Annotated in this window: 14 protein-coding genes; all 14 read right to left on the bottom strand. The window is 54.5% G+C overall.

Features of this window, described 5'->3' with window-relative positions; all coding sequences use genetic code 11:
• Positions 1-43 precede the first annotated feature (43 nt).
• The 14 genes from M2418_RS15690 to M2418_RS15755 all read right to left on the bottom strand — a co-directional run bounded on the left by M2418_RS15690 (position 44) and on the right by M2418_RS15755 (position 13673).
• On the bottom strand, positions 44-1894 hold the full coding sequence (locus tag M2418_RS15690; RefSeq protein ID WP_259147742.1) for a methyl-accepting chemotaxis protein: 1851 nt from the start codon (positions 1892-1894) through the stop codon (positions 44-46).
• A gap of 168 nt (positions 1895-2062) precedes the next feature.
• On the bottom strand, positions 2063-2809 hold the full coding sequence (visR, locus tag M2418_RS15695; protein ID WP_192486828.1) for a transcriptional regulator VisR: 747 nt from the start codon (positions 2807-2809) through the stop codon (positions 2063-2065).
• 10 nt (positions 2810-2819) lie between these two features.
• Complete coding sequence (gene visN / locus M2418_RS15700) at positions 2820-3599, bottom strand: transcriptional regulator VisN (RefSeq protein WP_405049437.1); 780 nt, start codon at positions 3597-3599, stop codon at positions 2820-2822.
• Between the two features lie 89 nt (positions 3600-3688).
• Positions 3689-3913, bottom strand: a complete 225-nt coding sequence (locus M2418_RS15705; protein WP_259147744.1) for a hypothetical protein — start codon at positions 3911-3913, stop codon at positions 3689-3691.
• A 119-nt stretch (positions 3914-4032) separates the two neighbouring features.
• Positions 4033-5715 carry a flagellar basal-body MS-ring/collar protein FliF gene (gene fliF / locus M2418_RS15710; RefSeq protein WP_250983435.1) on the bottom strand — a complete coding sequence of 561 codons (1683 nt, stop codon included), beginning with the start codon at positions 5713-5715 and terminating at the stop codon, positions 4033-4035.
• A gap of 135 nt (positions 5716-5850) precedes the next feature.
• A complete protein-coding gene (locus M2418_RS15715) occupies positions 5851-6234 on the bottom strand; it encodes a hypothetical protein (RefSeq protein ID WP_259147745.1) in 384 nt (127 codons plus the stop codon).
• 15 nt (positions 6235-6249) lie between these two features.
• Positions 6250-6795 carry a chemoreceptor glutamine deamidase CheD gene (gene cheD / locus M2418_RS15720; RefSeq protein WP_192486824.1) on the bottom strand — a complete coding sequence of 182 codons (546 nt, stop codon included), beginning with the start codon at positions 6793-6795 and terminating at the stop codon, positions 6250-6252.
• Positions 6792-7181 (bottom strand): response regulator, encoded by a 390-nt coding sequence (locus M2418_RS15725; RefSeq protein ID WP_192486823.1) that lies wholly within the window; start codon positions 7179-7181, stop codon positions 6792-6794. Before M2418_RS15725 ends, cheD begins: the two co-directional genes overlap by 4 nt.
• Complete coding sequence (gene cheB / locus M2418_RS15730) at positions 7181-8245, bottom strand: protein-glutamate O-methylesterase CheB (protein ID WP_192486822.1); 1065 nt, start codon at positions 8243-8245, stop codon at positions 7181-7183. Before cheB ends, M2418_RS15725 begins: the two co-directional genes overlap by 1 nt.
• Complete coding sequence (gene cheR / locus M2418_RS15735) at positions 8245-9144, bottom strand: protein-glutamate O-methyltransferase CheR (protein WP_192486821.1); 900 nt, start codon at positions 9142-9144, stop codon at positions 8245-8247. The genes cheB and cheR overlap by 1 nt, the downstream gene beginning before the upstream one ends.
• 12 nt (positions 9145-9156) lie before the next feature.
• On the bottom strand, positions 9157-11388 hold the full coding sequence (locus M2418_RS15740) for a chemotaxis protein CheA (RefSeq protein ID WP_250983433.1): 2232 nt from the start codon (positions 11386-11388) through the stop codon (positions 9157-9159).
• 16 nt (positions 11389-11404) lie between these two features.
• Positions 11405-11770 (bottom strand): chemotaxis response regulator CheY1, encoded by a 366-nt coding sequence (gene cheY1 / locus M2418_RS15745; RefSeq protein WP_250983432.1) that lies wholly within the window; start codon positions 11768-11770, stop codon positions 11405-11407.
• Positions 11767-12066, bottom strand: coding sequence for an STAS domain-containing protein (locus M2418_RS15750; RefSeq protein ID WP_192486818.1), 300 nt, complete (start codon positions 12064-12066; stop codon positions 11767-11769). The genes cheY1 and M2418_RS15750 overlap by 4 nt, the downstream gene beginning before the upstream one ends.
• A complete protein-coding gene (locus M2418_RS15755) occupies positions 12066-13673 on the bottom strand; it encodes a methyl-accepting chemotaxis protein (RefSeq protein ID WP_259147746.1) in 1608 nt (535 codons plus the stop codon). The genes M2418_RS15750 and M2418_RS15755 overlap by 1 nt, the downstream gene beginning before the upstream one ends.
• Positions 13674-13773 lie beyond the last annotated feature (100 nt).

Here is a 13773-nt window from a genome sequence, read left to right on the forward strand (position 1 = left end):
TACGTGCGGGGCATTTGTTATTTTGGCGATTTCTTCGAATGGATCAGGCTACGCGTGCAAAGTGCTCACCGCCGTAGGATTGCGATGCCTGTTCGATGCGGAACTGCTGCACAAGGGCCAGAAGCTCCTGCACCTCATTGGCCAACATCTGGCTTGCGGCACTGGATTCTTCTGCCATGGCTGCATTCTGCTGGGTCATCTGGTCCATCTGGTTGACGGAGCTGTTGACCTCATGCAGCGCAGATGACTGGTCCTGCGCAGCGGTTGCGATGGTTTCAACATGTTTGCTGACATCCACGATCTGACCGCTGATTTCAGACAGAACTTCACCAGCCTGCTGCACCAGCAATGCGCCGGTCTCAACTTCATTGCTGGATTGGTTGATGAGACCCTTGATTTCACGCGCCGCATCGGCGGAGCGCTGTGCCAGTTCGCGCACTTCCTGCGCCACGACCGCAAAACCTTTGCCAGCCTCGCCCGCGCGTGCTGCCTCAATACCGGCATTCAACGCCAACAGGTTCGTCTGGAAGGCGATGTCATCGATGACCTCGATGATCTGCTCGATCTTCTTGGAAGCGTCTTCGATACGGCCCATAGCGGCGACGGCATTGCTCACCACCGTGCCGGAACTATCGGCACTCTGGCGGGTGCGGTTGACAGCCTGATTGGCTTCACGGGCGCGCTCAGCCGACGATTTGACCGTGATGGTGATTTCTTCGACAGCGGCGGCGGTTTGTTCCAGAGACGCTGCCTGCGATTCCGTGCGACGCGAAAGATCGTTTGAAGATTGCAGCATTTCGTCGCCATTGTGCTGAATGGTCAGCGTACGTTCGCGGATTTGCTGCAAGACGTTTTTCAAATGAGCGAGCGACGTGTTGAAGTCCATGCGCAGTTGATCAAGACGGCCGGAGAATGGCTTGTCAAGTGTGCGGGTCAGGTCACCTTGTGACAGGCGCGCCAGACCAGACGCAAGTTCGGTCACCGCAAATTCGATCTGCTGATCGAGTGTGCGCTTTTCATCATCGTTGCGGGCGCGTTCTTCATCAGCGGCTATCCGGTCTGCCTCACTGCGACCTTCTATAACCAGCTTCTCATGCGCGTTGGTGCGGAACACTTCCAACGCTTTGGCAATATTGCCAAACTCATTGGATCGATCTGCATAGGGGATGACAGTATCGAGATTGCCGCTCGAAAGCGAATTGACGGCACCAGTGAGCACACCGAGGGGACGCAGTGCGCGACGGATGACGAAGTAACCCAACAGGCCCACGGCGCCCATGACAAGCGCGCTGGAAAGCAGGATCATAGTCTGAAGCCCAGCCAGATGATCGAAGAATACTTGCATTGGAATACCGACAAACAGGATGCCGACAGGCGCGCCCGACTTGGATTTTACCGGGATGTAGCCGGTCATGTATTCGCTGCCAAACAGGGTCGCTTTGCCAATGTAGACTTCACCCTTGCTGATTTTTGCATAGGCTTGGCTGTCGGTTGCCAGCTTGGTGCCGATAGCACGCTCGCCGTTTTCCTTCTTAACATTTGTAGACATGCGGACGAAATCTTCGCCCTGCTTCTGGAACACTGTGGAAACGCCACCGATGATCAGTGCCGTGCGATCCACCAGATCCGTATCACGCAATGTACCGATGCTTGCACGATCAACACTGACAAGGTTTCCATTATCGATGTTCAACGTGGCACCACCAACCTTCAGCTCATAGAGAACCGCCATGGCGCGGGCTGCACTGTTCGTCTGGATCTCCGCCGTCTCCATGACGTCTTCTTCGAGACTGACATAGGTCGAGACACCGATGGCCGCGATACCCAAAAGAACGAGGCAGGCTGTCAAAGCAATGATTTGCACTGCGACGGGTGCAGAAAGGAGCTTCTTCATCTCGGAGTTCCCCAATTTTTTACGATTGAAGCATCGTAAGGGGAAATCGTTAAAATTGAAAAAATTTCAAAAAATAACTAATCCGCTAATATTCAAGGTGACTTGATTAGGTGACAAATATCAATTTCTAATATTCAGCAATACTTCAAAACGCAGATAATACTACAATTAATGAATGTAGCCCATGCGAATTGCTTTGGCGATTGCTTGAATTCGATTGACGGAATCAAGCTTGATTGTCGCTGAGCCAAGATAGGCGTTGACCGTGTGAACGGACAGGCCAAGCTTGACGGCGATTTCTTCACTGATCTTGCCATCACCTGCCAATTGCAAGCAGGCAATTTCGCGCTCGCTTAGCGCTTCTGTCGGAGTCGAGCGGCGCTCATCCAGCGCCAGAAGATCAATCATCACCTGACAGCACTTCAGGTGGTGATCAATGGTCGTGCCGCAGTCGAGCTCGAGAGCCGTGCCGCAGAAGACAACCAGACCATTACCGATGTTGCCGAGTTTGATCGGCAGGGCCACACCTGCATAGGGCAGATCGGTATTGTCGGCCTGCTTTAACATCGGCACCATTTCAGGTGTTATGGAAATGCCCTTGCCCTGATCGGTAGACCAGATCAGTGGCAGCAACGAGCCGTCAATATGCTCCAGAAGTGTGGTGCCGAGTGCCGAAACCAGAGCATTGGTCTGCTCGGCTGCGCCCATTCCCCAGTTCTCGAGTTCACACACCAGCTTGCGCTTGTTGGGAAAGCTTGAAATCGCAGCACGGAAGACGGCAAAATTTCTTGCCCCCATTTCCTTCTGCATACCAATCAACATTGGAAAAAGATCTGATCGATTGGACGTGCGGCTGACGCGGACAATCTGTACTCCGCCTTGCTCATCCGTGGTGGTGTCTCTCGAATAAGCCATCAATCAACCATCAAACAAGATTGTTACGAACCGCGTAAGCGATTGCTTCGGAGCGGGTTTTCGTCGCGGTTTTACGCATGACGCTAGTAATGTAGTTGTTGATTGTATTACGCGAAATTCCAAGAATAGTCGCCATTTCGTCACTGGTCTTGCCTTCGGCAATCCAGTAGAGGCATTCAAGTTCGCGCTCGGTCAGATCAATGTCACGCTCGACCTTGAGATCATAGCCAATACCGAAGCTGGCGCTATAGCCGCACAACAAGCCGACTTCACGCAAACGCTCCATGGAAGGCACTGTACCTTCTGGGAACATCAGCAGAAGTGCAAAGCGTATGTTGCCGACGCAGAACGTCATTGCGCAATACTGTCGGTCCGTACCTTTGGGGATGCATCCCTCATCGGGCAGGATATGCAGTTGCGGCTGAAGGAGCGAGAGGCACTTTTCCATCTCACTCACGCGCGCTTGGCTGGCAGCAAGCGTACCACCAATCTTCTTGACGAGATCAAATGGCCAGTTGGATGTGATGACGAAGCTTAGACCATTCTCCTGAAACATATCCTCGCGGGCCAGCATATAATATGAAGCGCCCGCATAGGTGGCCAACACATCAAGAGAACCGGACATGTCCCCCGTTCCGGCTATCTCGCCCATCCAGCTGATGACTTGTACCCGCGATGAAGGTTGCACCGCTGGGTTCAGCGGTTTTACCGTCAGTCTGCGAATATCCACATCTGCCTTCAACTGATGAGTTTCCTTTAGGAAGGCCAGACCGGCCGGAGGTGCACGCATTGGTATCACCTCTGAGCCGCCCAAAAGCATTTTCAAATTTCAGCCTACGAATCACCTCATTCTAGGAGACGGTCAAGGAAATACCACTATCAGAATTTGGCATTTCCACTCCTTTCACCGGGCGACATGGAACAGACCATGAATGCTGTACCAATCTGGCGTTGGTGTTTCATGTCATGGCACAGATCTGGTTTGTGATCTTCTGGAATACCGCTGGAAACCGAGACATCCTCACATTTTTCAGGCGGTTTTGAAGTCTGCCCTGCGTAAGCGTGGCTGGCGTCAGACGATTCGGTGATGGTGATAATGCGCATCTCCCCGAAAAAGTTCCTTCGCTCCTATCATTAATGTCCGGCAAAACCGCGGCTGACAGTTGTCAATTATCGAAACAATGCCGGAATGGAAAAAGGCCGGGGAAAACCCGGCCTTGTTATCAAGCGGCCTTTTCGATGGCCCATTTGCGGAGTATCTTGGCAGCTCTTTCTTCGCTGATCTCCACCATACGCGACAGGCGACGTTCTGGCCCTTCGCGTACCCGGCGGTTGAAGCCGCCGTTGGGATCTTCGCCAGACAGCAGGTCGTCTGCGCTGTCGAAGCCGAAGTCTGCACCAAAGCCTTCCATGAGACCACCACCACCGCCGCCCATTGCTGGCGAGAAGTCTGGCAGTTCGAGGCCGGCTGCATCCTGTGCCAATTCCGCGTTTGCCGAACCATTGCCCATGACAGAGCGGACAACCGGGCGAATTCCAAGCCACACGATGAGGAAAGCCACAGCGATGAAGGCGAAGGAGTTGATGATACCTGCAGAGTTGCGTGTCAGGACTTCCATAAAACTTGGGCCGCTTGGTGCTTCATCAAGAAGCTGGCTTTCCAAGAAGGTCATGGCGGTCAGCGTTACATTGTCGCCACGGTCAGAGGAGATGCCCGCCGCAGAGGTAACGATCTTCTGCATCTCGGCGAGATAGGCATCGATCTTGGCTTGGTCGACCGGTTCGCCAACCATACGGGCGATACGGTCCTTGTTGACCACGACAGCGACGGAGATTTTTTCGACCTGATAGCTGTTACGAACCGTGGCAATTGTCTTGCTGTTAATTTCGTAGTTGGTCTGCTCTTCCTTCTTGTCGGATTCGTCAGACGATTCAGGACCACCGCTACCACCTTGTGGGGCCGCCTGCGGAACGTTCTGTTCAACCGTGGCTGCCGTGTCAGGGGTACGTTCCTGAGACTTCTGTGCTTCCTTGATCGTTCTGACCGAACGCTCGACACGTGATTCAGGATCGTAGACGGTTTCCTGAATTTGCTGGCTGTCGGTGTTCAACTGTGCAGTCACGCTGGAGCGGAAGTTGTCCATGCCAAGGAACGGTGCGAGCGCCTTGTCAATGTTGGTTTCAATTTCCTGCTGTACGGACTGCACAAGTGTCAGCGAACGGCTCATTGCGCCGTTGGCAGCATCGTCGCCGGAGGCCAGAAGCTGACCGGTCGAGTCGAGGATGGTGACATCATCAACCTCAAGTCCAGGCACTGCCGATGCGACGAGGTGGCGAATAGAAGCCGCAGCCTTGCGACCTGCTGTCGCGCTGGCCCGGATCATAACGGAAGCCGTCGGCTTCTGTTCGCCACGGCGGAAGTTACCCACATCGGGCATAACGATGTGAACGCGTGCCGCAGTGATGCCGTTGATCTGCTGGATGGAGCGGCTGATTTCGCCTTCAAGAACGCGAACGCGGGTTACTTCCTGCATGAAGGAGGTAAGACCAAGCGAACCGACATTGTCGAAAAGCTCATAACCGGCATTGGCGCTGTTTGGCAAACCGCGTTCGGCAAGCAGTACGCGTGCGCGGCTGGTCATGCCAACCGGCACCTGGATGCTTGTGCCGTCGGAGCCGACTTCAAACTGGAAGTTGGATTCGGCAAGCGCAAGGCTGATCTTGTTCAGGTCGGCATTTTCGAGGCCGACATAAAGTGTTTCGTAAGCTGGCTTATTAACGTAAACAGCCGCCGCAATGACCAAGACCATGGAGACGATACCAACGCCACCAAGGAGCAACAAGCGCGTTTGGCCTAGCGCTGCAATATTTCTTAAGACCTGAGGGACTTGATTTAACAGATTCATTCTGTTCCGCACCGTCATTCATGGAGTCATAGACCGAATAGTCCTAGTGGCAACCTAGAAGACGAAGCTTGCGCGAGCGTTTCGCGCAGTGCGGTTTGTCAAATTGATGCTATTGGGGCTTTCACACCCGCCGGATCAGAACAGGTCGAAGTCTCCGGAAACCTTGTCCAGCGGCTGCGAATGGCCGTGACGTAAGCCGGTGCCCAGAGCCTTCTGCATTTCGGCAAGCTTCACCAGGCTGAGCGCTGTGGTGACGTCGATCACCCACTCGGTTGGAATGGTACCGGTAATCGTGTCGATAAATTCCGCCAGGCCACGGGTTTTCTGGACTGCAAGGTCAATGCCCTGCAGCAGTTTCAGACCATCTTCGGAGATGGCGCCATCGGCCATTTCAAGCAATTGGGGTTCGATACGCTCAATCAGATAGGCAACGTCATGAAGTTCACTCACAACGCGCATCAAGACATCGGGCAGAGCTTCTTCTAATGGTGCCACCCGTGAATGCTCGGCAATATACATAAAATAACCCCGTTACTAGAAAAACTCGATATCGTTGGCCACCGGCTTGGGCGCCGGCTGCGGCCGGGCTTCCAAAGCGACGGTTTTTTGCGCTTCCGCACCGGTAAGCGGATGTTGGCGGGCCCGTCCGGAAACAGGCCAGTACTCAACCTTGCGACCATGATCCCCGCCCGTTGAGGAACTGATCACCGGTATGCCTTCATCCTTCAGAAACTGCATGGCAAACAATGCGTTCTGCTCACCGACATTGGAGAAGCTGGCAATGGTTTTTGCGCCGCCAAAGATCTTGGCTTCAAGCCTGTCCCTGCGCGCACCCTGCTTGAGCAGGCCGTTGATCAGCAACTCCATAAGATGGACACCGTAACGGGTGGCATCCCCGCCGCTCACTCCCCCCGTACCCGGCAAAAGGAAGTGGTTCATGCCGCCTACACCGGCGACAGGATCTCTCATACACGCAGCCACGCACGAACCCAGGATCGTCGTCAGAACCACATCGGGATCCTTGATGACCTTGTATTCTCCTTGAATGATATGCACGCGCTTGGCTGCAGCTTCCATCATTTAAGCGATCCGAATACGGCTTCGATAGCAGCCTTCATTTTTTCGATGGAGAACGGCTTGGCCAGCACGTTGTTGGCACCCAGCTGTGCAGCCTTCTGTACCAGCGCGCGGTCACCCTGCGCCGTCAGAATAATGAATGCAGCCTTCTTGGTGTTCGGGTTGGTGCGCACAGCCTGCAGGAAACCCAGACCGTCCATCTTCGGCATGTTGAAGTCGGAGATAACCAGGTGGTGAGGTTGCTGCTCCATAATCTTCATGCCCTGCTCACCGTCACCGGCGGACGTGATCTGCTTGAAACCAAGCTGGGTCAGCGCGTCACTCAGCAACAGTCGGCTGGTTACCTGATCATCAACGATCAGAACTTTGATTTTCTCTGCGATAGACATTATTCAGAACCTTCTTTCCGGGCAGCAGTTAACTTCAAAATTTCCTCGCCAATCGCGGTTAACGGCAGCTGTTGCTCGACGGCACCCAGTTCGTAGGCCACTCTTGGCATTCCATATACGACACATGTCTTTTCATTCTGTCCGACGGTGCGCGCGCCGGCATGCCTCATTTTCAAAAGGCCTGCCGCACCATCACGCCCCATGCCGGTAAGGATGACCCCTACTGCATTTCGGCCTGCCAGTTCGGCAACAGAATCAAAAAGCACATCGACCGATGGGCGGTGGCCGTTTACCGGCTCCCGCTCCAACAACCTGCAACTTGGCGCAGAGTGATTGACAACTTGCAAATGCCGCTCCCCACCGGGCGCTAAGTAAATTTTACCAATCTGCAATCGCGCGCCATCCGTTGCCTCTTCCACCACCGGTGCACACAGGCGGTTAAGCCGTTCTGCAAAGCTCTTGGTAAAGGTCGGCGGCATATGTTGGGTGATAACGGTCGGTGGGCAATTGGCCGGAAATTTCTGCAAGACAGTAATGAGAGCTTCCACTCCGCCGGTCGAAGAACCGATTGCCACGATCTTGCGACCACCGCGATAATCATTCACGGACATGGCCTTGGGTGGTGCTGGCCGCTCGGCAACCGGTGCAGGCGCGGTGCGATAGCTGACAAGTTGAGACCGTGCGGCAGCCTTCACCTTTTCGGCAAGATCCCCAAACGGATTGCGATCGCCAGGTGCTGGTTTGCCCACACAGTCAAAAGCCCCGATTTCCAGCGCGGTCAGAGATGCATTTGCACCATGATGCGTTAGCGTAGACACCATGATCACCGGCATTGGTCTCAGGCGCATGATCTTTTCGAGGAATTCGAGGCCATTCATATCTGGCATCTCGATATCAAGTGTCACAACATCAGGATTAAGTTGCTTGATTGCAGCACGCGCTTCCATGGCATCGCCAGCCTGACCCACGACCTGAACGTCCGGGTCAGCTTTCAAGACAGCCGTGATCAATCCGCGCATGGTCGGAGAATCATCGACAACGAGAACTCTGGCTGGAGCACCCATTATTTCCTCCCCTTTCCGATATAGCGGTAGGTGGTGATGCCGATATTATCGAACACGTTTTTGGCGTCGCCAGACACGCGTTCGGAATGACCGATGTAAAGATGTCCGCCTTCAGGAAAGAGGCCAGCAAAACGATTCCAGATTTTCATCTGGGTCGGCTCATCAAAATAAATGACGACGTTGCGGCAGAAGATGATGTCGAAATTTCCCTTGAAGGGCCACTGCGTCATCAAATTAAGTTCGTTGAACGTAATCAGACGTTTTACCTTGTCGCTGATCTGGTACTTCTTACGACCACCAGCATCAACCTCGGTAAACCACTGCTTGCGCATGGATGCAGAGACCGTCTCAAGCGCCGTTTCATCGTAAACACCAGCGCGCGCCAATGCGAGAATCTTCGGGTCGATATCGGTCGCCAGGATCTTGAAATCGTAATCCGTGACATTGGGGAACATCGCCAGGACCGTCAGCGCAATCGAATAGGGCTCCTGCCCGTCGGAGCATGCAGCCGACCATATACGAACGCGTCCACCGGCTTTCGCACGGTTGATCAGGCCTGGCAGCACTTCGTCACGCAGGTGGTCAAAGTGATGGTTTTCACGGAAAAAACGCGTGAAATTGGTCGTCAGATGCGACAGCATTTCACGACGCGGCTGCGCTCCCTCTGGAGAGGCGACAAGCGCGCAATATTCCTTGAACCCACTCAAGCCAAGATTGCGGATATGCTTCGACAGGCGAGAATAAACAAGCGACGCTTTGGAATCGTTGAGATAAATCCCTGCATCGGCGTAAATCATCGCCGCAATATCCGTCAGATCGCGCCTTGTCAGCGGATATTCTCCGCTGGCAAGCACTTCATCAGGCGACTGTCGTTGATCGTTCAACTTGAGCGACGTCATTCATCACCGCTTTCAACCGGTTGCAGCAAGAGACATCTCTTGCTTCAGGGACTGGCCACGCGATGCGCCAACTACGGCATCGACGTCGAGAATAAGAGCAACGCGACCGTCGCCGAGAATGGTTGCAGCAGCAATGCCCGGAACGTGGGTGTAGTTTGCCTCAAGCGACTTGATAACCACCTGGCGCTGGCCCTGGATCGCATCGACCATCAGGGCGCGCTGGCCGCCACCTTCAGATTCCACCAAGAGAGCAACACCTTCGACCGGGTTTGCCTGGGTTGCGCGGAAGTTGAGGATACGACCGACATCCACCAGTGGGCAGAAGCTGTTGCGGATCGAGATCAGACGCTGGTTGGCACCGAACGAATGGATGCTCTGCGCTTCCGGCTGTAGTGTTTCGACAATCGCCGTCAAAGGTACAACGAGCGTCTGCCCGGCAACCGTAACCACCATGCCGTCGAGAACGGCCAGTGTAAGCGGAAGGCTCATGGTAAAGGTAGAACCAAGACCCGGACGCGAGGTGATGCTGATACGACCGCCAAGCGCCTGAATGGAGCGCTTGACAACGTCCATGCCCACACCACGACCCGAAATATCGGAAATCTTGTCAGCGGTGGAGAAGCCCGGCATGAAGATCAGGTTGTCGATCTCTTCATCCGACAGGTTTGCGTCAGCGGCAATCAGATCGTTGTCGATGGCCTTCTGGCGTACGCGCTCGCGGTTGATACCGGCGCCATCGTCCTGCAATTCAATGAGAATGCGGCCAGAACGGTGCTTTGCAGACAGCTTGACTGTGCCCTCAGGGTTCTTTCCGGCAGCTTCGCGTTTTTCCGGTGTTTCAATACCGTGGTCGACGGCATTGCGGATCATGTGGGTCAGCGGCTCGGCTAGCTTGTCGATAACCGTCTTGTCCACTTCGGTGTTTTCACCTTCGGTAATAAGACGGATTTGTTTGCCGATCATGTCGGCAACTTCGCGGACGATACGCGACATACGCTGGAACACAGGCTTAACCGGCTGCGCGCGGATAGCCATAACGCTATCCTGAATTTCGCGGGTCAGTTGCTGAAGTTCTTCCAGACCCATGTTGACAGCTGAGGTGCCGGTCGTGTCGTTCTCGATCACGCTCTGCGACAACATCGCCTGATTGATGACCAACTCGCCAACCAGGTTGATGAGGCGGTCAACGCGATCAAGGTCAACGCGGATTGTCTGGCCAGCACTGGCATTTGCAGCAGCAGCAGCGTTGGCAGGAGCAGCCGCTTCCTTGGCAACTTCTTTCTTTTCAACCGCAGCAGAGACTTTTCTCAAGACGTCGCTTGCAGCACCAGCGGTTGAAACGGCATCGTCAGCAGCAGACAGTACCGCAGGCTCTTCGATAGCCTCTTCATCCAGGATAGAAAGGTCGAAAGGAACAGGCACCATTGGCAGTTCTTCAGCCGTGGCTTCCGGCTCCGGAGACGTGATTTCGAGATCACAATCCCACTCTGCAAACTCGAACACGCTGCGAACGTCTTCCGCGCTCTTGTCCGTCTTTACGGTGATAGTCCAGGAAAAATAGGCTGCTTCAGGATCGATATCTTCCAGCGATGGCAGCGTGGACATGTCGCAGTTGATGCCCATTTCGCCAAGACGCGAAAGGTCGCGCAACAGCAAAGCGGCCTCATTGCCCTTGGAGTAGAGCGATGCCTTTGGCTTGAACACGACATTGTATACCGACGGCTCCATGAGCGGCGTGATATCGTCTTCAAAATCACTGAAGGAGAATGCGACGGGCTGGAAACCGCTTTCATCGGTTGGTGCGGGTGCATCTGCGACTTTTGGCGCAGTAGCTTCCGGCGCACTGGACGCGCTTGGCATTTCACCATTCGCAAGTGCTTCAAGTTCTTTAACCAGACCACGGGTGCGGGTTGCCTCGACCTGGCCACCATCGCGCGCTGCGTTGGTCAAATCGGCCAGAACGTCTGCCGACTTCAGCATGACCTTCAAGACGTCCTGATTAGGCTCAAGCTTGTTCGAACGCACGCAATCGAGCGTGGTTTCGAAAACATGGGCGAAGGCAACCAGATCGTCCAGACCAAATGCGCCTGCGCCACCCTTGATGGAATGAACGGCTCGGAAAACGGCATTGACTGTCTCGGGATCACGATCGCCGTCGTTCAGCTTCAAAAGACCTGATTCCAGTTCGGCGAGCTGTTCCTCGCATTCCTGGAAGAAGATTTCTTTGATTTCGTTCATATCCATTGTGAAAAATCCCGTATCAGGCAGTTACACGTTCAATGGCATCAATAAGTTTGGCAGGATCGAAGGGCTTGACGATCCAGCCGGTCGCTCCGGCCTGCCGCGCACGGTTCTTCTTTTCCGCATCACTTTCGGTTGTCAGCACCAGGATCGGTACTGCACGGAACTTTTCGTTCCGGCGCACACCTTCGATAAAGCCGAAGCCATCCAGGCGCGGCATGTTGATGTCGGTTACGATCACATCCGGATTGCTCTGCTCGAGAACCTCAAGGCCCTCAACGCCGTCTTCAGCCTGCACAGTCTCGAAACCGGCATTGTTGAGCGTTACCAGCAGCATGTTGCGGATCGTGCGGGAATCATCCACCGTCAGCACTTTTTTCTTCATTGCCGTATCTCCTTCGGGAGCAGATGATCTATGTTGACGCCGATCAATTGGAGCGTTTTTGCAAAAGCATCCGATGCTTTCGCGAATGTGATTGCCTTGCCGTCGGTTTCCCATGTCTTGATGCCGGCCATCAGCACCTGAACACATTGAACGCCAACCCGCTCGACTGCCGATGCATCAATGGCAAGCGCAGAGCCGCGCAACTCCATCAATTTACCGCGCAGTACCGACGCTTCGTTGAGGTCCAGCACCGCGCTCAACTGCAATGTTGCCTGCGTGCTTTTTCTGCCTGCCATCAATTCACTCCTTGCCGTCTGAATTGCTGTATCTGTTCTTGGAAATATCTCGGGCTGCTCACGACCGGCTCCGGTTGAGTTTTCGGAGCGGCAACCGTTGCAGCCTGATGGTAATTCTGGTGCGAAATGTGGAATTCGCGAACCGTGCGGCCTAGCTCCAGAATAACCGTGTGAAGGTCATCGGCTTTTGCCGCGACATTGACGGTGCGCTGCGCACTCGCGCTGGCTTCGGAACCCAAAGCATTGATTTCGCTGGCCGCTGATTTCAGGTGACCGACATTGTCGCTAGTCATGGCTGTCATGTCGGTAATCATGCCGCTGACGTCAGAGACCTGACGGACAACACCTTCGATGGCATTCTGGGTGCGGTTGACCGTTTTCACGCCGGAATCGACTTGCGTTTTCGTCTCGCTCACCAGAGTTTTAATTTCACGCGCCGCATCGGCGGAACGTTGCGCGAGGGCGCGAACTTCCTGCGCGACAACAGCAAAGCCACGGCCACTGTCGCCAGCGCGTGCCGCTTCAATGCCGGCATTCAATGCAAGCAGATTGGTCTGGAAGGCAATCTCGTCGATAGTGCCGATGATCTTGCCAATCTGTTCGGCGGACTTTTCAATGTCAGACATGGCATTGATGGCTTCGCCCACAGCCTGGCCACTTTCCTGCGCCGACAGTTTTGCTGAAGATACCGCCTTTTCAGCGGTTTCCATCTTTTCAGCGCCATGTCTGAAAGCCGAGAGAATATTTTCAATGATCGAGACGGCATCCTGAAGACGTTCGGTCTGCCGCGATGCATTGCCGGAAAGCGCCTTGCCTTCCTGAATGAAGTCATTGCTCAGCGCATGGGCCTCGTCAGCATTTCTGCTCACCGCCGCAACAGCGTCTTCAATGCGATCAAGCGCAAAGTTAAACAGCTTCACAAGCTCGCCGTAGGCTTCCGGCAGATCGTCATCGGCAACACGTGCCGACAGGTTGCCATCGGCAATCGCCCGCAATGTTCCTTCGAGAATGGTGACGGTGCGGGCCTGCTCTTCATTGCGCAAGCGTGCCAGTTCTTTTTGGTGGTTGATGCGCTGCTCATTAAAGCGCAGCGAAACCGCAATTTCCGTATCTGTCATGACCAAACGGACGACAGCTTTCACCAAATCTGCAAGTTCGTTGACCCGTTTGCGAGAACCCGGAAAAATCGAACGCGGCATGCCCTGCTGGATCAGGCCAACCAGCAGATGCTCCAGCACCAAGGCGTGGCTTGCAACGTTCCAGCGCGGGTCGAGACCCATGCGCGTTTCACTGTCGGACAGAACCTTCACACGCTCTGCATAAAGCGCATCAAAACGGGCATCGGTCAGCACACCCCAATGGGCAGTTTGCAGATCGTGCAGCCGGTCAAGCTGGTGTTCACTTTCGAATGACGGAGAACAGTCCGGCAGCGACTGGAAGCGCAGCATCAGATCGCGCAGGCCGCCACGAGCCAGGGGCTCAAGTGTCATGCGGTTACGGCGCAACAGCTCACACTGCTCTTGGTCGAGCCCAGCAAAACGCAAACGTCCGCCAAGGCTGCTGCCCTGCGTCTTACGCGACTGATCTGACGGCAGTTCATGCCCCAAGAGACGACCCCAAATCCTTATACCGGCCCACGTTCCGGTATATTTGCCTGTTTGCAGTCAGTTTTGGCGGCATCCGGCCAAGCGAAACCAAAATGGGTTT

The organism is Rhizobium sp. BIGb0125, from assembly GCF_024810055.1.
Lineage (GTDB): Bacteria > Pseudomonadota > Alphaproteobacteria > Rhizobiales > Rhizobiaceae > Agrobacterium.